Origin of the sequence: Phycicoccus sp. Soil748 (genome assembly GCF_001428025.1) — a bacterium.
GTDB lineage: Bacteria > Actinomycetota > Actinomycetes > Actinomycetales > Dermatophilaceae > Pedococcus.
In genome coordinates this window covers 107,344-125,067 of sequence record NZ_LMSC01000008.1, presented here as the reverse complement: position 1 = coordinate 125,067, position 17,724 = coordinate 107,344, and the positions used below count along the sequence as shown (strand labels likewise).

At 73.5% G+C, this 17,724-nt stretch carries 17 protein-coding genes and 1 pseudogene; 12 read left to right on the top strand and 6 right to left on the bottom strand.

Annotated features, from left to right (window positions below):
• Positions 1-91: 91 nt before the first annotated feature.
• The 6 genes from ASG70_RS13085 to ASG70_RS13060 all read right to left on the bottom strand — a co-directional run bounded on the left by ASG70_RS13085 (position 92) and on the right by ASG70_RS13060 (position 5,685).
• The gene (locus tag ASG70_RS13085; RefSeq protein ID WP_056884297.1) at positions 92-1,486 is read right to left on the bottom strand and encodes a D-alanyl-D-alanine carboxypeptidase/D-alanyl-D-alanine-endopeptidase; all 1,395 of its coding nucleotides are present in this window, start codon (positions 1,484-1,486) and stop codon (positions 92-94) included.
• A 119-nt stretch (positions 1,487-1,605) separates the two neighbouring features.
• Positions 1,606-2,109: a ribonuclease E activity regulator RraA gene (gene rraA, locus ASG70_RS13080; RefSeq protein ID WP_056884296.1), complete on the bottom strand. Its 504-nt coding sequence runs from the start codon at positions 2,107-2,109 to the stop codon at positions 1,606-1,608.
• 4 nt (positions 2,110-2,113) lie between these two features.
• Positions 2,114-2,506 carry a universal stress protein gene (locus ASG70_RS13075; protein ID WP_056884295.1) on the bottom strand — a complete coding sequence of 131 codons (393 nt, stop codon included), beginning with the start codon at positions 2,504-2,506 and terminating at the stop codon, positions 2,114-2,116.
• 1 nt (position 2,507) lies between these two features.
• Positions 2,508-4,103, bottom strand: coding sequence for a tripartite tricarboxylate transporter permease (locus ASG70_RS13070; RefSeq protein WP_056884294.1), 1,596 nt, complete (start codon positions 4,101-4,103; stop codon positions 2,508-2,510).
• A complete protein-coding gene (locus ASG70_RS13065) occupies positions 4,103-4,678 on the bottom strand; it encodes a tripartite tricarboxylate transporter TctB family protein (protein WP_056884293.1) in 576 nt (191 codons plus the stop codon). Before ASG70_RS13065 ends, ASG70_RS13070 begins: the two co-directional genes overlap by 1 nt.
• The gene (locus ASG70_RS13060) at positions 4,675-5,685 is read right to left on the bottom strand and encodes a tripartite tricarboxylate transporter substrate binding protein (RefSeq protein ID WP_082590747.1); all 1,011 of its coding nucleotides are present in this window, start codon (positions 5,683-5,685) and stop codon (positions 4,675-4,677) included. Before ASG70_RS13060 ends, ASG70_RS13065 begins: the two co-directional genes overlap by 4 nt.
• Positions 5,686-5,792: 107 nt before the next feature.
• Between ASG70_RS13060 and ASG70_RS13055 the strand changes: the two genes are divergently transcribed.
• From ASG70_RS13055 to ASG70_RS13005, 12 genes and pseudogenes are all read left to right on the top strand, one after another.
• Positions 5,793-7,493: an ATP-binding protein gene (locus tag ASG70_RS13055; RefSeq protein WP_056884462.1), complete on the top strand. Its 1,701-nt coding sequence runs from the start codon at positions 5,793-5,795 to the stop codon at positions 7,491-7,493.
• A complete protein-coding gene (locus ASG70_RS13050; protein ID WP_056884292.1) occupies positions 7,490-8,164 on the top strand; it encodes a response regulator in 675 nt (224 codons plus the stop codon). Before ASG70_RS13055 ends, ASG70_RS13050 begins: the two co-directional genes overlap by 4 nt.
• A gap of 3 nt (positions 8,165-8,167) precedes the next feature.
• Entirely contained in the window at positions 8,168-8,929 is a 762-nt protein-coding gene (locus ASG70_RS13045) for an IclR family transcriptional regulator (protein ID WP_056884291.1), read from the top strand.
• A gap of 49 nt (positions 8,930-8,978) precedes the next feature.
• Positions 8,979-9,692, top strand: coding sequence for a D-alanyl-D-alanine carboxypeptidase family protein (locus ASG70_RS19685; protein WP_056884290.1), 714 nt, complete (start codon positions 8,979-8,981; stop codon positions 9,690-9,692).
• 19 nt (positions 9,693-9,711) lie between these two features.
• Entirely contained in the window at positions 9,712-10,275 is a 564-nt protein-coding gene (locus ASG70_RS13035; RefSeq protein WP_162253916.1) for a molybdenum cofactor guanylyltransferase, read from the top strand.
• Entirely contained in the window at positions 10,272-11,249 is a 978-nt protein-coding gene (locus tag ASG70_RS13030; protein ID WP_056884288.1) for an NAD(P)H-quinone oxidoreductase, read from the top strand. Before ASG70_RS13035 ends, ASG70_RS13030 begins: the two co-directional genes overlap by 4 nt.
• A gap of 31 nt (positions 11,250-11,280) precedes the next feature.
• Complete coding sequence (locus tag ASG70_RS13025) at positions 11,281-11,643, top strand: DUF1304 domain-containing protein (RefSeq protein ID WP_056884287.1); 363 nt, start codon at positions 11,281-11,283, stop codon at positions 11,641-11,643.
• A 165-nt stretch (positions 11,644-11,808) separates the two neighbouring features.
• The gene (locus ASG70_RS13020; protein WP_082590744.1) at positions 11,809-13,080 is read left to right on the top strand and encodes an MFS transporter; all 1,272 of its coding nucleotides are present in this window, start codon (positions 11,809-11,811) and stop codon (positions 13,078-13,080) included.
• A 136-nt stretch (positions 13,081-13,216) separates the two neighbouring features.
• A complete protein-coding gene (locus ASG70_RS13015; RefSeq protein WP_056884286.1) occupies positions 13,217-13,879 on the top strand; it encodes a PadR family transcriptional regulator in 663 nt (220 codons plus the stop codon).
• A 5-nt stretch (positions 13,880-13,884) separates the two neighbouring features.
• Positions 13,885-14,125: pseudogene (locus ASG70_RS20035) on the top strand (ATP-binding cassette domain-containing protein); the annotation flags it as partial.
• A 1-nt stretch (position 14,126) separates the two neighbouring features.
• Positions 14,127-14,583: ABC transporter ATP-binding protein (locus ASG70_RS13010; RefSeq protein ID WP_235531494.1), on the top strand; the 457-nt coding region annotated here is incomplete at its 5' end.
• Positions 14,584-14,591: 8 nt separating this feature from the next.
• Positions 14,592-17,483 (top strand): ABC transporter permease, encoded by a 2,892-nt coding sequence (locus tag ASG70_RS13005; RefSeq protein ID WP_056884285.1) that lies wholly within the window; start codon positions 14,592-14,594, stop codon positions 17,481-17,483.
• Positions 17,484-17,724: the final 241 nt, after the last annotated feature.

Genomic DNA, 17,724 nt, shown 5'->3' with positions numbered 1-17,724 from the left:
CAATTGCAGCGCAGCCGCTCGCGGTGCGGGAGGCGCGCACGCGCCATACCGTCTCGCATGCGAGACCGTGCTCGCGTCGGCGGGGGCCGGCTCAGTAGCAGCCGGTGGCGGTGGCGGTCAGGGCGTCGACCGCGGCGCGGGCGCCGGCCGTCGCCGTGTTGGCGTTGACCAACAGCGAGAACAACCGCTCGCGCCCGTCCTTGCCCTGGGCTATCCCGCTCAGCGTGACGACGTCGTCGAGGCTGCCGGTCTTGGCGCGCACGATGGAGCGGGCGCAGCTGGTCGGCGCGGTGGTGAAGCGGTTCTCCAGCGTGCCGGAGACGCCTGCCACCGGCATGCCCGGCGAGGCGAACACCACGCTGTTGACGTCGGGCTGGGTGCGCATCTTCTTGACGAGGTACAGCGCGGTCGTCACCGGCATGCGGTCGGAGCGCGAGAGGCCGGAGCCGTCGTAGAACACGAGCCCCTTGGTGTAGACGCCGTAGCGCTGCAGCACCTGGAGCGCGTTGGCCCTCGCGCCGGTCCAGTCACCGGCGAACCCGCGCTTGAGGGCGGCGAGGCGGAAGAGTGCCTCGGCGTAGTCGTTCTGGCTGACGTTGAGCATCGCCTGGACCATCGACCCCACGCTGGGCGAGGTCGAGCCGGCCACGGTCGTCGAGCCGGTCTCCACGACCGCCCGACCGACGCCGTTGACCGTGAGGCCGTAGGACCGGAGCTGGTTGGCGAGCACGTAGCCGGCGTTGACGGAGGTGTCCATGACATTGACCTGGTCGACCACCAGGGCCCGGACGGGGGCGACCTCCGACGGCACCCACTCGGCCTTCCAGCCGGTGGCGTTGGTGGGGGCGGGGAAGAGCGAGTCGTCGACGAACACCTTCACCGCCGTGATGCCCTGCGCCTTGTACGTGCTGGCGACCGTCGAGGCCATCGTTTTCAGCCGGGCCGAGGTGAGCGTCGGGTCACCGACACCCTTGAGGTAGACCGAGCTCTTGTAGCGGCTCCCCTGCAGCACCGAGGTGGTGAGCGTGGCGCCGCCACCGAGTGACTTCATCGCGACGTATGCGGTGATGAGCTTCTCGTTGGACGCGGGGAGGCGCGTCGTGGTCGTGCTCCTCGACCACACCGCGCGCCCGGTGGCGAGGTCGACGACCTGGCCGCTCCACGCCGTACCCAGCCGGGTGTCCTTGGCGCGCGTGGTGAGCTTGGTCGCGATGCTGGAGGTGAGGTCGGTCGTCGTCGTGGTGGTCGCGTCGGTCGACGCCGTGCCGGCTGAGCGGCTGAGCGGGCCGCCGGTCGGGCCGAATGGCGCCAGTCCCGTCGAGGCGGCCGTGGTGCGCGGCACCCCCGTGGTCGAGGCCGCACGCTCGAGGTCACCGGACGCGGTCGGGCCGGCTGCCGCCGGGGTGACCGAGGCTGCAGTGACCGCCGCGGCGAGCACTGCGGTGAGGGCGGCGAGCGCGGCGGGGCGGGGGCGCGAGATGGTCATGGAAGCTCCTCGGGTCGCGCCGAGGGTAGCCCCCGAGGTGTGACGTATGGGACGGAAGTGCCTGGTTCCTGACCAACCCCTGACCATGTGCCCCTCCGTGCGGCGGGGGCGCGGCGGACTCAGGCGCGGGTGACGAGGATGCCGTCCTCGTCGGCCCAGAGCTGCTGGCCGGGCACGAAGTCGACACCGCCGAACGACACCGTGACGTCGCGCTCGCCGACACCTTCCTTGGAGCTCTTGCGAGGGTTGGAGCCCAGGGCCAGGGCGCCGAGCGGCAGGTCGCGCAGGGTGACCACGTCGCGGACGGCGCCGTTGATGATGACGCCGGACCACCCGCTCTCGACCGCGGAGCCGGCGATGAGGTCACCCATGAGCGCTGACTCCAGCGAGCCCCCACCGTCGACGACCATCACCCGCCCCTCGCCCGGCTCGGCCAGCCGGGCCTTGAGCAGCGCGTTGTCGCGGTGGCAGCGGATCGTGCTGATCACCCCGTGGAAGGCTCGATGGCCTCCGTAGCTGCGGAACTGGACCGCGCAGGACTGCAGGTCCTCTCCGTGCTCGTCGTAGAGGTCGGCCGTGGCCGGGCTCGTCGCGTCACCGTGGGTGCCAGCTCCCTCGCTCATGCGCTCATCCTGCCTTGACGGCCAGGACGGGGCAGTCCGCGTCGAGCAGGATGCGCTGGGCCGCCGAGCCGAGCAACAGCTTGCCGACCGGTGTCCGGTGGCGCAGCCCGATCACGATCACCGACGCCTTCTCTTCCCGGGCCACGTCGAGGATGACCTCGGCCGCGTCGCCGCCCTCCTCGATCTGGCGCACCTCGAACTCGAGCGCGAGCTCCTCGAGGTCGCGACGCACCCGCTCGAGCTGCTCCTCACCCGCACGACGTGCGTCCACGAGGACGTCGTCGCGGGACATGTTGACCACGAGGAGCCGCTCGCCGCGCCGCCGGGCCTCGGCGACGGCAGCGGTGAGGGCGGACTCGCCCAGGGGGTTGGGCACGAAGCCCACGAGCACGGTCATGTCAGGCCTCCGGGGAGTTGAAGCTGTAGCCGGCGCGGGCGCTCGCCAGGGCGTCGGGGCCCTGGCCGTCGCCGCTGCCGGGGCCGTCGTGGTGGTCACCCGAGCCGCCCGAGCGCCCGAGGCGGCTGCGGACGAGGCCGACGAGGGGCCAGGCGAGGGCGATGACGATGAGGACGTAGCAGACCCACGCCACCGGTCCTCCGACCAGGCCGGAGAGGTCGCCGCCGGTGAGCTGCAGCGACTGCCGCCCCTTGCGCTCGACGAGCGGGCCGAGGATGACGCCCACGATGAGCGGCAGGACGGGGAGCCCGAACCGCCGCATCGCGAACCCGAGCAGCCCCAGCGCGAGCAGCAGCCACAGGTCGAACGGCTGGCTGTTCACGGCATACGCACCCATGGAGGCGAAGAACAGGATGCCGGCGTAGAGGTAGGGCCGCGGGATCTGCAGCAGCTTGGCCCAGGCGGGGGCGAGGGGGAGGTTGAGCAGCAGCAGCATGGTGTTGCCGATGAACAGGCTCGCGATGAGCGCCCAGACGAGCGCCGGCTCCTTGGTGAGGAGCAGCGGGCCGGGCTCGATGCCCCAGCCCTGGAGGGCAGCCAGCATGATCGCCGCGGTGGCGTTGGTCGGCAGGCCGAGGGCGAGCATCGGCACGAGGGTGCCTGCGGCGGAGGCGTTGTTGGCCGCCTCAGGCCCGGCCACGCCCTCGATGGCGCCCTTGCCGAACTCCTCCGGGTGCCTGGAGAGCTTCTTCTCGGCGGTGTAGGACAGCAGCGTCGGGATCTCGGCGCCGCCGGCGGGCATGGCGCCGAAGGGGAAGCCGAGCAGGGTGCCGCGCAGCCAGGGCTTCCACGAGCGGGACCAGTCGCTGCGTCCCATCCACGGACGGCCGACGGGGATGACCTCGCCCGCCTTGCGCCGCAGGTGCGCCGCGACCCACAGGGCCTCGCCGACGGCGAAGATGCCGACCGCCACGACGACGACGTCGATGCCGTCCGCGAGCTGGGGCAGGCCGCCGGTGAGCCGCTGCTGACCGGTGACGAAGTCGATGCCGACGACGCCGATGGTCAGGCCGACGAGCAGCGAGGCGAGGCCTCGGACCCGGGAGGCGCCCAGCACCGCGGTGACCCCGGTGAAGGTGAGCAGGATGATCGCGAGGTACTCGGGAGCACCGAGGCTGATCGCGAACTTGGCGACCTGCGGCATGAGGAAGACGATGCCCAGCGTGCCGATGGTGCCGGCGATGAAGGACCCGATGGCCGAGGTCGCGAGCGCCTGGGCGGCGCGTCCGGCCTTGGCCATCTTGTTGCCCTCGATGGCGGTCACCACCGACGCGGACTCGCCGGGGGTGTTGAGCAGGATCGAGGTCGTGGAGCCGCCGTACATGCCGCCGTAGAAGATGCCCGCGAACAGGATCAGGCCCTCGACGGGCGCCATGCCGTAGGTGATCGGCAGGAGCAGGGCGACCGTCATGGCCGGGCCGATGCCCGGCAGCACGCCGACGGCGGTCCCGACGGTGACGCCGAGCAGGGCGATGAGGAGGTTCATCGGCGACAGGACGTCGCCGAAACCGCCGATGAGGCTGGTGATGTTGTCCATCAGAGGATTCCCTGCAGGATGCCCGCGGGCAGGTTGACGCCGAGGCCGATGGCGAAGGCGTAGAAGGTGATGAGCGACAGCGCGACTCCGGCGGCCAGCCCACGGACGTGGTGGCGGTTTCCGAGGGCGAACGCCGAGCCCCAGAAGAGCAGGGCTCCGCTGATGACCCAGCCGAGTGGCTCGATGAGCAGCGCGTTGACCGCGAAGGCGGCGATGAGCATGCCGATGGTGCGCCAGTCGACGCTGGTCGACAGGTCGACGTCCTCACCCTCCTCGGCCTCGCCGTGGCCGCCTCGGGCGATGTCGACGGCGTAGAAGGCCGCGACGACGAGCAGCAGCACCCCGAGCAGGATCGGCATGGGCTTGGGGCCCACCGGGTCGTTGCTGCTCGACACCGCACCGATCCGGCTGGCGTCGAACAGGACGTAGGCGCCGAGCAGGGCCAGGCCGGCACACAGGCCGTACTGCGCGCGGTCCTTGGTCCCGCCGGCCCCGCCCGCCGCGGCGGTGGCGTCGGGCGCCACCACCGCGTCGGAGGTTCCGGGTCCCGTGGTCTCGGGGTGCTGCGGGCTCATGCGAGGCCGAGCTGCTTGAGGATGTCGGCGACCTGGGTGTCCTGGTCCTTGAGGAAGGTGCTGAACTCGTCACCGGTGGCGAAGGCGTCGGTCCAGCCGCGCTTGGCCTCCTCGTCCTTCCAGGCCTGCGAGTCGTGCATCTTGGTCAGGGCGTCGACCCAGACCTTCTTGTCGGCGTCGGAGATGCCGGGAGGGGCCACGATGCCGCGCCAGTTCGTGAACACCAGGTCGATGCCCTGGTCCTTGAGCGTCTTGACGTCCTTGAGCGCGTCGATCGGCTTCTCGCTGGTCACCGCGAGGACGCGCACGTCGCCGGCCTCGACCTGGTCGAGGAACTCGCCGAAGCCGCTGGCACCGAACGCGATCTTGTTGCCGAGCAGCGCGGGCAGGAGCTCGCCGCCACCGTCGTAGGACACGTAGCTGACCTGCTTGGGGTCGATGCCGACGGCCTTGGCCAGCTGCATCGGCAGCAGGTGGTCGGGACCGCCCGGCGAGGAACCGCCGCCGACGGCCATCTTCTTCGGGTCGGCCTTCCACGCGGCGACGAGCTGGTTGATGTCCTTGTAGGGCGAGTCCTTCGGGACCACGATCGCCCCGGCCTCCTCGATCAGCTTGGCGATCGGGGTGGTGTCGTTGAGGGTGGCCTTGGACTTCTGCGTGTAGGCCGCGCCGACGACGCCGAGGCCCATCTGCATGGCCAGCTTGCCGTTGCCCTTCTCGTTGACGACGCGCTGCAGGCCGACGGTGCCACCGGCGCCCGGGAGGTTGAAGACCTGGACGGAGCTGGTGATCTTCGACGACTCGAGCACCTTGGCCGCGGTGCGCGCAGTGGTGTCGTAGCCGCCGCCGGGCGAGTTGGGGACCATGATCTGCAGGCCGCTGGCGGGCTTGCCGTCGTTGCTGGCCGAGGTGCCGGTGCCCTGGTTGGCGGTCGCGCCGCAAGCGGCGACGAGGAAGGTGGAGGCCACGGCTGCCGCAGCAGCCAGACCGGTGAATCGAGCTCTCATCGTTGAGGCCTCTTTCGCGTGGAGTGGGTCGAGCGGGATGATCGTGCTCGCCCCGCGGGCGATTCGTCGCCCTTGTGTCACCAGAGAAGGTTGAGTTCATAGTGGTCATGCGCGCACTGCGCCGGCGGACGCTGGCCGGGCAGCTGCTCTTCCTCCAGCTGGGCATCATCACCGTCGTCCTCGTCAGCGTCGGCGCGGTGTCCCTGGCCCAGTCGCAGGCCACCTTCAACCGCGTCGAGGGCCGCCGCGTGTCCGCGCTGGCCGAGCAGCTGGCCGCCAACCCGCTGGTCCTCTACAACCTCGACCTGCCCGAGCAGCGCACCGGCCTGGCCACGCTCGCCCTGCAGACGGTGACGCAGTCGCGCGTCACCACCGTGACCATCGCCGACGAGGACGAGAACGTCCGGGTCTCCACGGACCCGTCCATGGAGACCCGGCCGCTGCCGCTGGGTGCGAGGTCCGTCGGCACCGGCGCGAGCTGGTCAGGGGTCATGCAGCTCGACGGCAACCGGATGCTCGTCAGCCAGGTGCCGGTCCTCAGCCTCGCCAAGGGACACGTCGGCGAGCACCTCGGGACCGTGATGATCACCGAGGACTTCCCCTCGGTCTGGGAGCGGCTGCGCGGCGCCTCGTCGTACCTGCTCACCTACCTCGGCATCGCGCTGGCCCTCGGCGTGGCCGGCTCGTGGCTGCTCGCCCGGCGCATCAAGCGGCAGACCCTCGGCCTGGAGCCGCACGAGATCACCGGGCTGGCAGAGCACCGCGAGGCACTCCTCTACGGGATCGCCGAGGGGGTGATCGCGCTCGACCCCCACCAGCGGGTCACCCTCGTCAACGACGTCGCCCGCCGCCTGCTCGACCTGCCCGAGCACGCCGCCGGCATGAGCCTGCGCGACCTGCGGGTCGAGGGCCGCCTGCTCGACGTCCTCACCGGCACCGGCCCGGACGGCCCGCGCGACGGTGGCCGCGTGACGGGCCGTGACGACGACGAGTCCCCTCGTGACGAGGTCGTCATCCGCCGCGGCCGGGTGCTCGTCATGAACCGCATGCACGTGACCCGCGACGGGCGCCACCTCGGCACGGTCACCACGCTGCGTGACCGCACCGCCCTGGCCAACCTCGAGCGCGAGCTCGGCTCGTTCCGCAGCACCACCTCGCTGCTGCGCGCGCAGACCCACGAGTTCGCCAACCAGCTGCACACCATCAGCGGCCTCATCCAGCTCGGGGAGTACGACGAGGTCGTGCGCTACGTCGACGCCGTCACCGAGCGTCGCCAGTCCCTCGACCTTCTCGTCAACAGCCGGGTCCGCGACCCCGCCGTTGCCGCCCTGCTCATGGCCAAGGCGTCGCTCGCCTCCGAGCGTCGCGCCGACCTGCGGGTGTCCGACGAGACCTCGCTCGACCGCCTGGACCCCGAGGACTCCGCCGACGTCGCGACCGTCGTCGGCAACCTCGTCGACAACGCGATCGACGCCGTGAGCAGCATCCCCGGCAACGGCCCTGGTAGCGGCCCGACCGGCCAGTGGGTCGAGGTGACCATCCGCCAGGACGCGTCCAGCGTCGAGGTGCGGGTGTCCGACTCCGGGCCGGGGGTGCCGCCCGAGGTGGCGCAGGAGGTCTTCGCCCACGGCTTCACGACCAAGGCGGCCACGGCCGGCGAGCGCGGCATCGGCCTGGCCCTGACCCGGCTGGTGTGCCAGCGACGTGGGGGCGAGGTGCAGCTCGCGCGGTCGCCGGAGGGCGGCGCGGTGTTCGTGGCGCAGCTCGGCATCGCGCCGGTGGCGACCCCGGCGGGGGACAACCGGTGATCCGCGTCCTCGTCGTCGACGACGACTTCATGGTTGCGCGGGTGCACACCGGGTTCGTCTCGCGCGTCGAGGGATTCGAGGTCGTGGGCACCTGCCACAGCGGTGCGGACGCGGTCGCCGCGGCCGGTGAGCTCGGCCCCGACCTCGTGCTGCTCGACCTCTACCTGCCCGACCAGTTCGGCCTCGACGTCCTCGGCGAGCTGCGCCGGGCCGGTCACGAGTGCGACGTCATGGTGATCACCGCGGCCAAGGAGGCCGACGCCGTCCGGGGCGCCCTGCGCCAGGGCGTCGTCGACTACGTCCTCAAGCCGTTCGGCTTCGAGGACCTCCGCGAGCGCCTGGAGCGGTATGCCGCGCAGCGCGACGCGCTCACCGCCGCCCAGGTCCGCGGCCAGGAGGACATAGACCGGGTGCTGTCGCGCGGGGGCGCCGCCCCCACCGCCGCGGCCCTGCCGAAGGGCATGAGCCCGCAGACCGCGCGCCTGGTGGAGTCGGCCCTGCGCGGCGCCACCGACAACCTGTCCGCGTCCGAGGCCGCCGAGCAGGTCGGCCTCAGCCGGGTCAGCGCGCGGCGCTACCTCGAGTACTTCTGCAGCATCGGCCAGGCCGAGGTGTCGCTGCGCTACGGGTCGGCAGGCCGTCCCGAACGCCGCTACCGCTGGGGTGCCTGACGCGTGGCCAACGCTCCCGCCGCCCGGCACACCCTCGAGGTGCTCACCCTGCTCGCGCGCCATACCGAGCCCCTGCCGGCGGGCGCCATCGCCCGTGAGCTCGGGCTGCCGCGGTCGACGACCTACCACCTGCTCGCCGTACTGCGCGACCACGGCTTCGTGACCCACCTCGAGGAGGAGCGCCGCTACGGGCTCGGGGTGGCGGCGTTCGAGCTCGGCTCGGCCTACCAGCGGCAGGCGCCGCTGCAGCGCATCGCCCGGCCGCTGCTCGGGCGCCTGGTCGACTCCACGACCCACAACGCCCACCTCGCGGTGCTGCACGGACGCGACGTGCTCTACGTCATCGAGGAGCGCGCTCCCGGTCGGCCCCTGCTGGTCACCGACGTGGGCGTGCGGCTGCCCGCGTCGCTGACCGCAAGCGGCCTCGCGATGCTGGCCGAGCTTCCGCCTGCCCAGGTGCGGGCGCTGTTCCCGCACAAGGACTCCCTCGTCCAGCGCGACGGGCACGGACCCACGACGGTGAGCGAGCTGCGCCGCGAGCTCACCGCGGTCCGGGCCCGCGGCTACGCCGTCGAGGACGACTCCGTCAGTGCGGGGCTGTCATCGGTGGCCCGCGCGGTCGTCGACCACACCGGCCACCCGGTCGCCGGGGTCGCGCTGACCTTCCCGCGTGACGAGGTCGACGAGACCGAGCGGAAGCGGCTCGTCGCCGCAGTCGGCCGCGTGGCCGCGACGCTGACGGCACGCATCGGCGGGGTCCGCTGATCCGACCGGGGGTCCTGCCACACTGTCGTGGTCGGAAAGGGGGGAGACCATGACGACGACCCACGTGTCCACCGGGCGGCGACGGCGGCAGCGCCTGCGGCGGACCGTCACCATCGCCGTCTCGCTGCTCCTCGTCGGGGGAGGCACGGCGGGGTATGCCGCCTGGCACGGAGGGGACGCCACCGCCGACGACGCCTCGGCCCAGGGTCGGGGCCCGCAGCCCGTCGCAGCCGTGCCCTCGGGCGCCGCCACGCCACGGTCCACCTCCAGGGCAGCGCGCCCCCACGCCTCGTCCAAGCCCCACCACTCGCCGGCGGCGACGAGCTTCGCCCCCGTGGTCACCGACCGCATCCCCGAACCGACCACCAGCATCGCCTTCAGCGCCCCGGTGCCCGGCCTGACCAACATGCAGCAGCCGGCGGCGCGGGCGTTCGAGCGCGCTTTCGCCGCAGCGCGGTCCGCCGGCCTCGCGCCGCAGGTCCGCTCGGCCTGGCGCAGCCGGCAGTACCAGCAGGTGCTGTTCGACCGCGCCGTCGCCACCTACGGGTCCAAGGCCGAGGCCGGTCGCTGGGTGCTCACCCCGCTGCGGTCCGCGCACGTCAAGGGGTACGCCGTGGACGTGCACCCCGCGGCGGTGGCGTCCTGGCTCGAGGAGCACGGGTCGGCGTACGGGCTCTGCCGCACCTACGACAACGAGTGGTGGCACTTCGAGTACGTCGCCTCGACCACCTGCCCCGCCCGCAGGCCGGACGCCGCCGGCTGAGACCACCACAATGGCGGGCGTGACCACCGTGACCGCCGTCGTGCTCTGCGGAGGGGCCGGCACCCGCTTCGGCGGCGACAAGACCCGGGCCGCCTTCGGCCCCACCACCGTCCTCGACCACCTCGTGCGCGGCCTGCCGCCCACCTGGACCGTCGTCTGCGTCGGCGAGCCGCGCGAGCTGTCGCGACCGGTCCGCTGGTGCCGCGAGGAGCCGCCGGGCGGCGGCCCCGTCGCCGCCCTGGCCGCAGCGCTGGTCCACGTGGGCGACCCGGTCGTCGTCGCGCTCGGCGGGGACATGCCGTACGCCGCCGGACCGGCACCCGCACTCGTGGCACAGCTGGCCGGCCAGCCCGATGTCGACGCGGTCGTGGGACGCGACGCCGGCGGACGGCTGCAGCCGCTGCTCGCCGCCTACCGGGCGGATGCCCTCCGCGACGCCGTACCCGACCCGCCCCAGGGCGCCCCGCTCATGCGGGTGCTCGACCGACTGCGGACCGCCGTCGTCCCGCTCGAGGCGCCGGGCACCCTCGACGTCGACACCCCCGCGGACCTCGAGGACGCCCGCCATAGGCTCGACCCATGAAGGCCATCACGATCCCCCAGCCCGGTGACGCCGACGCCCTCGTCCTCTCGGACGTCCCCGACCCCGAGCCCGCGGCCGGCGAGGTGCGGGTCCGGGTCGCGGCGGCCGGGGTCAACCGTGCCGACGTGATGCAGCGGCTGGGCCACTACCCGCCGCCGCCCGGAGCCCCTGAGTACCCCGGTCTCGAGGTCAGCGGCACGGTCGAGGCGCTGGGCGCGGGCGTCGAGGGCTGGGCGGTCGGCGACCAGGTGTGCGCCCTGCTGTCCGGTGGCGGCTACGCCGAGCTGGTCTGCGTGCCCGCCGGCCAGCTGCTGCCCGTGCCGCACGGCGTGAGCCTGCAGGACGCCGCTGCGCTGCCCGAGGTGGTCAGCACCGTCTGGAGCAACGTCTTCATGACCGCCAACCTGCTGCCCGGCCAGACCGTGCTCATCCACGGCGGGTCGTCGGGCATCGGCACCATGGCCATCCAGCTGGCCCGCGAGGTCGGCGCCCGCGTGGTCGTCACCGCCGGGTCAGCCGCCAAGCTCGAGGCGTGCCGCCAGCTCGGGGCGGAGATCCTCGTCAACTACCGCGAGCAGGACTTCGTCGAGGAGGTCAGGGCCGCGACCGGCGGTGCCGGGGCCGACGTCATCCTCGACAACATGGGCGCCAAGTACCTCGCCCGCAACGTCGAGGCCCTGGCCCCCGGCGGACGCCTCGTCGTCATCGGGCTGCAGGGCGGCGCGAACGCCGAGCTCGACCTCGGCCTGTTGCTGCGCAAGCGCGGCGCCGTCATCGCCACCTCCCTGCGGGCGCGCCCCGCCGACGAGAAGGCCGCCATCGTCGCCGCGGTCCGCGAGCACGTCTGGCCGCTGGTCGAGGACGGCCGCGTGCGGCCGGTCGTCCACTCGACGCATGCGCTCGCCGACGCCCCCGCGGCCCACCGCGAGCTCGAGGAGAGCGGCCACATCGGCAAGATCCTGCTCACGCCCTGACAGCCACGGCACCACCTGCCACGCTTCGGGGGTGAGCACCCTCGCCGTCGTCCTCGTGGCCCTCGTGGCGGCCCTCCATGCCTACATCGTCGTGCTAGAGATGCTGCTGTGGACGACCCCGCGCGGCCGGGCTGCCTTCGGCCTGACACCGGAGTTCGCCGAGTCCACCAGGGCGCTCGCCGCCAACCAGGGCCTCTACAACGGGTTCCTCGCGGCCGGCCTGCTGTGGGGGCTGGTGGGTCCGGCCGACCACCGGTTCGCGTTCCGGGTGTTCTTCCTGGCTTGTGTGGTCGTGGCCGGGGTGTACGGCGCCGCCACCGCGAGCCACCGGATCCTCTTCGTCCAGGCGCTGCCGGGTGCGGTCACCCTCGCCGTGGTGCTTGTTGCCGGCTGACCGGGGCACCCCTTCCGCACCGGTAGAATGAGGCGTCCGGTCCCGTGGCCGCAGCGCTGAGCTGAGGCCCTCGCCCGGAATGCTCAGGGTTCCTGTGCGCCTCGGAGGCGGGTTCGGCGCACGCCCGTTCGCCGTACCCCGGCACCGCCCCGAGGACCTGAGCCCGTGTCACCGATCGCCTCCTACCGCCAGCTGCTGCGCCTGGCCGGCCCCCTCTACGTCGTCATCGCCTTCGTCGGCCGGCTGCCCCTGGCCATGAGCCAGATGGGCGCCCTGCTGCTCGTGTCCGGGACCACCGGTTCGTATGCCGCGGGCGGACTCGCCGCCGGCTCCCTCGCCGTCGCGAACGCCGTCTGCTCCCCCGTCGCGGCGGCCCTCGCCGACCGCGTCGGGCAGCGGCCCGTGGTGCTCGCCCAGTCCGTGCTCGGCGGCCTCGGCCTGCTAGCCCTGGTGGCCCTCGCCCGCTCCGACGCCTCCGGTGCCGTGCTCGCCACGGCCGCCGGCGCGACCGGCGCCTTCCTGCCGCAGATCGGTCCCCTGGCCCGCGTCCGCTGGCGCCCCATCACCCGGGGAGCCGGGGCGCGTCAGCACCGGCTCGTCGAGGCGGCGTTCTCGTACGAGGGCGCGGCCGACGAGGCCACCTTCGTGCTCGGCCCGGCCCTGCTCGGCCTGCTGCTCCTGCTCGCCGACCCGGGCGCCGGGCTGGTCGTGGCCGCGGTCCTGCTCGTCGGCTTCGGCGGCGCGTTCGCCCTGCACCCGACGGCACGCCTCGCCCACACCCCGCGCCGCGAGGGGCAGCCGCGGGTGCGGGTCATGTCCGCGACGCTGGCGGTGCTGATGGTCGCCCAGGGCCTCATCGGCGCCTTCTTCGGCTCGGTGCAGACCGGCACGAGCGTGCTGGCCACCGCGGAGGGCCACGCGGGGATCGCGGGGCTCGTGCACGCGGTCCTCGGAGTCGGCAGCGTCGCCGCCGGCCTCGCCATCGCCGGGGTGCCCGAGCGCTTCGGCTTCCCGCTGCGGATGCTGGTCGCGGCAGCCGGCCTGCTGGTGCTGTCACTGCCCCTGCTCGCGGTCGGGTCGCTGCAGTCGCTGGTGCTCGTCGTGCTGGTGCTCGGGTTCGTCGTGGCGCCCTACATGATCAGCAACTTCACCATGGGCGAGCGCAGCGCCCCGCCCGCGAAGGTGGGCACCGCCATGACGCTGCTCGCGGCGGCCACCGGCCTCGGGTACGCCGTGGGGTCGGCCGTGGCGGGCCGGCTCGCCGACAGCCACGGGCACACCGCGGCGTTCGGGGTCACCGTCGGGGCCGCCGCCGGTGCCCTGGCGCTCTCGCTCGCCGCCCAGCCGCTGCTACGCCCTGGCGGCCGGACGGCGCCGACGAGCCACGCGGCCGCCCTGACCGCCTCCGCGCCCGAGGACGTGCCGACACCCGCCTGATGCTTGACGGCGTCCCCTGATACTCGGTATACCTTCCTCTCACCGGGAGGAATACCCGGTATAGGGGACACCGCAGGGGGATCACGGCGGCCCGGCACCCGCGCCGGGCCGCCACCCCTCACCGAGAGGGGCACCGATGTCGGTCCGGCAGGGACTGCTCGCACTGCTCGCGCAGCAGCCGATGTACGGCGCCCAGCTCCGCTCGGAGTTCGAGGCACGCACGGGTGGCACCTGGCCACTCAACGTCGGGCAGGTCTACACGACGCTGGCCCGGCTCGAGCGTGACGGGCTCGTGGAGGAGGTCGGCGCCGACGACGAGGGCCGCATCTCCTACCGGCTGACCCGCACCGGTCGGGCCGAGGTCGCCCAGTGGTGGCTGTCACCGGTCGACCGGGAGACCACCCCGCGTGACGAGCTCGTCATCAAGCTCGCCCTCGCCGTGACCGTCGAGGGGGTCGACGTCCACCGGGTCGTGCAGACCCAACGCACCGCGACGCTGCGCCACCTGCAGGACCTCACCCGGCTCAAGCAGCGCGCCACCACCCACCGCGAGTCGGCCGAGGGCGGCGACGGCAACGTCGACCTCGCCTGGCTGCTCGTGCTGGAGAACCTCATCTACTCGGCCGAGGCCGAGGTCCGCTGGCTCGACCACGTCGAGGCCCGCCTCGTCCGCGAGGCGAGCCGGCCACGCCGGGCAGCACGCACCGTACCCACCGCCGACGACGAGGGGCTCGGCCCGGCCGGGAGCTCGTCGGCACCGCACCGCACCACCACGACGACGCCCAGGGGGGCCCAGTGAAGACCATCGAGACACCGTTCGGCACGTCCGGCAGCGCACCACGCACCGGCGACCCGATCCTGCGCCTGGAGAACGTGGTCCGGGTGCACGGCACCGACTCCACCGCGGTGCGCGCCCTGGCCGGGGTGAGCCTCGACGTCCACGCGGGCGAGCTGGTCGCGGTCATGGGCCCCAGCGGCTCGGGCAAGTCGACGCTGCTCAACCTCGCCGGCGGCCTCGACTCGGCGACCAGCGGGCAGGTGCTCANGGGGTTCGTCTTCCAGGACTTCAACCTCATCCCCTCGCTCACCGCCGTCGAGAACGTCGCCCTGCCGCTCGAGCTCGACGGGCAGCGGGTGGGCCGGGCCCGCAAGCTCGCCCTGGAGGCGCTGACGCTCGTCGGCGTCGCCGAGCTGGCCGACCGCTACCCCGACAAGATGTCCGGCGGCCAGCAGCAGCGGGTCGCCATCTCCCGGGCCCTGGTCGGCGACCGCCGGCTGGTGCTCGCCGACGAGCCCACGGGCGCGCTCGACTCCCACACCGGCGAGGGCGTGCTGCGGGTGCTGCGCGAGCGCTGCGACGACGGGGCCGCAGGGCTGCTCGTCACCCACGAGGCCCGGCACGCCGCCTGGGCCGATCGGGTCGTCTTCCTCCGCGACGGGGTCGTCGTCGACAGCACCGGCTCGGCGCAGACCGCCGAGGCCCTGCTCGACCCGGCGCTCTGAGCGCGGACATGACCACCCTCACCCCGCCCCGCGCCCAGAGCTCTGTCCCCGAGCGTCCCGACGGCGGCCCTTCCGGCTCGCGGTTCGCCCGCTGGCGCGCCTCGTGGCGCGTCGCCCTCCGGATGGCCTGGCGCGACGCCCGCCGCCACCGGGGGCGCAGCATCCTCGTCTTCGTCATGGTGGCGCTGCCCACCGGCCTCCTCGTCGGCATCGCCACCTTCGCCTCGTCGGAGACGGTCACCGGCACCGACCGCGTCCCGCTCGCGCTGGGGCCGGCCCGGGCGGCGGTCAGCGGGCCCGACAACCGGTCGCTCCAGCAGGGGGCCGACCCCGACCAGGCGATGTCCTTCGGCGAGGCCGACCGCGCGGCGAAGGCGATCCCTGGCTTCGACCGTGACGTCAGCTCGGGCGCGCCGTCCAACGTCGCCGCGATCCAGCGGCTCACCGGTGGCGAGGTGGCCCGGGTCGGCACGACCTCCCTGCGCCACCGAGTCGGCGACCGGTCCGTCAGCGCCGACCTCATGGTGCTCGACACGTCCAAGCCCTGGGGCGACAAGGCCCACCTCCTGAGCGGTCGCTGGGCGACCAGCGCACGCGAGGTCGTGGTCACGCCGTACGGCATCAGCCGCGGCATGCCCACCTCCGGCGAGGCGACCCTCGTGAGCGGGGGCACGGAGTACCCCGTCACCGTGGTGGGCACCGCCAGCGCGTTCAACGGCTGGGGCGGCATGCCCGACGTCGTCACGACCGAGCCCATCGCCCAGGACACGCTCTACTCGTGGCAGTGGCTCGTGCTGCGCGACACCCCGGTCACCTACGCCGAGGTCGAGCAGCTCAATCCCTACGGGCTGCGCGTCTTCAGCGCCGACGTCGTCCGGCACCCGCCCACCGACGCCGAGCTGCCCCCGGAGCTGCGCCAGCTCAACGGCTACCAGCAGGACCAGCTGCGCGTCCTGGTCGCAGTCGGTGCCGTCATGCTCTTCATCGTCACCACGCTGCTCGTGGCCCCGGCGTTCGCGGTCAGCGCCTCCCGTCAGCGCCGCACCCTGGCCCTCGCCGCCAGCAACGGCGCCGAGACCCGCCAGCTGCGCCGCAAGGTGCTCGCCCAGGCCCTTGTGCTCGGCGCGGCCAGTGCCGTCGTGTCGGCCGTCCTGGCCGTCGGGGCCCTGCGGCTCGCCCAGCTGTGGTGGGTGCACCACCGGCCGTGGACGACCCACCGCTACTTCGACCTGCCCGTGGCTGCCGTCTCCTTCGTGGTCGTGTGCTCGGTGCTGAGCGCCCTCGTCGCCGCGATGATCCCCGCAGCCCGGCTCGGTCGCCTCGACATCGTCGGCGTGATGCGCGGACAGAGCGTCTCCCCGCGGCTCAACAAGGTGGCGCCCGTCCTCGGTGCGGTGGTCGCCGTCGCCGGCGGCGCCGGGCTGCTCTGGGCGGTCCGCACCGAGCAGCGGGAGATCCCCATCGTCGCCACGGGGCTGGCCCTGGTGCTCGGCGCATTGCTGCTCGTGCCGCTCCTGCTCGTCGGCGCCGGTCGGCTGGCCGCCCGCCTGCCCGTGGCGCCGCGCCTCGCCACCCGTGACGCGGCCCGGCACCGTACCCGGTCCGTCCCGACGGTCACGGCGATCGTCGCCGGCACCATCGCCCTGACCATGTTCAGCATCGGGCTCGCGAGCGACACCGAGCAGCGCCGCCGGGAGTACCAGCCCCGGGCCGCGGCCGGCGAGGGCTTCTTCAACTACTACCCGTCGGACGCGGCCGCGGAGTCGGGCAACGGCCAGGAGGTCGACAGCAACGCCATCGCTGACCGCGCGGTGCAGATCGTCCGCCGTGTCACCCCCCACCTCGTGGTCAGCCCCCTCGGGGTGGTGCAGGCGTCCGGTATGGGCATGACGGACACCGACCCCCTACCGGTGATCAACGTCGTCCCGCCCGGCTGCACGCCCGAGCAGACCATCAACGGTGGGCCGGCCGGGATGGTCGACGCCGGGGGGGCGCTGCCCGGCGCGCCCGGGGCCCGGCCCGACCCCTCGCTCGTGTGCAACGTCGTGGGCAGCATCGGGATGCGCCAGGTCGGTGTCCTGTCGGCCGCCGACCTCGCGTCCGCGCCCTGGCTGTCCGCCGCCCAGAAGTCGGTCGTCGCCGACGGCGGCATCCTGCTCGACGACCCGAAGCTCGTCCGTGCCGGCACGGCGCAGGTCGCCACCGGCAGCTACACCACCGACCCCGACACCGGGATGCAGAAGCCCGGGCCCATGCGCGTGGCTTCGCTGCCGGCCGCCGGGGGCGCGCTGCCGTTCGACGGCCAGAGCCTGGGCGCCCTCGTCAGCACGGACACCGCCCGCGCCCGCGGCTGGTCGGTGTCCGGGCAGACGGTGCTGCTGCGCGACCCGGACGGCGCCATCAGCCGCGCCGACCAGGACGCCCTGTCCGAGGCGGTCGGCGACGAGGGCGAGGCCTACGTCGAGCGCGGGTTCCAGCGCGACGACCGGGTCGTGATGCTGGCGCTGTTCGGCGGGTTCGCCCTGCTGCTGCTCATCGTCACGCTCATCTCGACCGCCCTGTCGCTGGCGGAGCAGCGGGCCGACCTCGGGACGTTCGCCGCGGTCGGGGCCACGCGAGGTACACGTCGACGGCTGGCGGCCGCGCAGGCCTCGGTGGTCGCCCTCATCGGCGCGGTCCTCGGCATCGCCGTCGGGCTGGTGCCCGGCATCGCGCTGACCTACCCCCTCACCAGCCAGAGCTGGGACCCCGCGACCGGCGTCGAGGTCCACCGCGCCCCGATCATCGAGATCCCCTGGCTGCCGCTGGCCGCGGTGGTCGTGGGCGTGCCCCTGGTGGCGGCGCTGCTGTCGTACGCCGCCATCCGCAAGGCTCCCGCGATGACGCGACGAGCCGACTGAGCCGGTCCACCGTGGGTGCCGGTCGGGGGGCCCGCATCCACGGTGGACCACTTGCCCCCTCCCTGCGCCGCACCCAGCCCCGCGCCGTACCCGACTCCCAACTTTCGGCCCATGGGCCGCTTCCCCACCCCGTAGGCCGTACCCAACCCCGAACTTTCGGCCCATCGCCCGCTTCCACACCCCGTACGGCGTACCCGCCCCGAGCTTTCGGCCCATGGCCCGAAAGCCCGCCGCCCCAAGG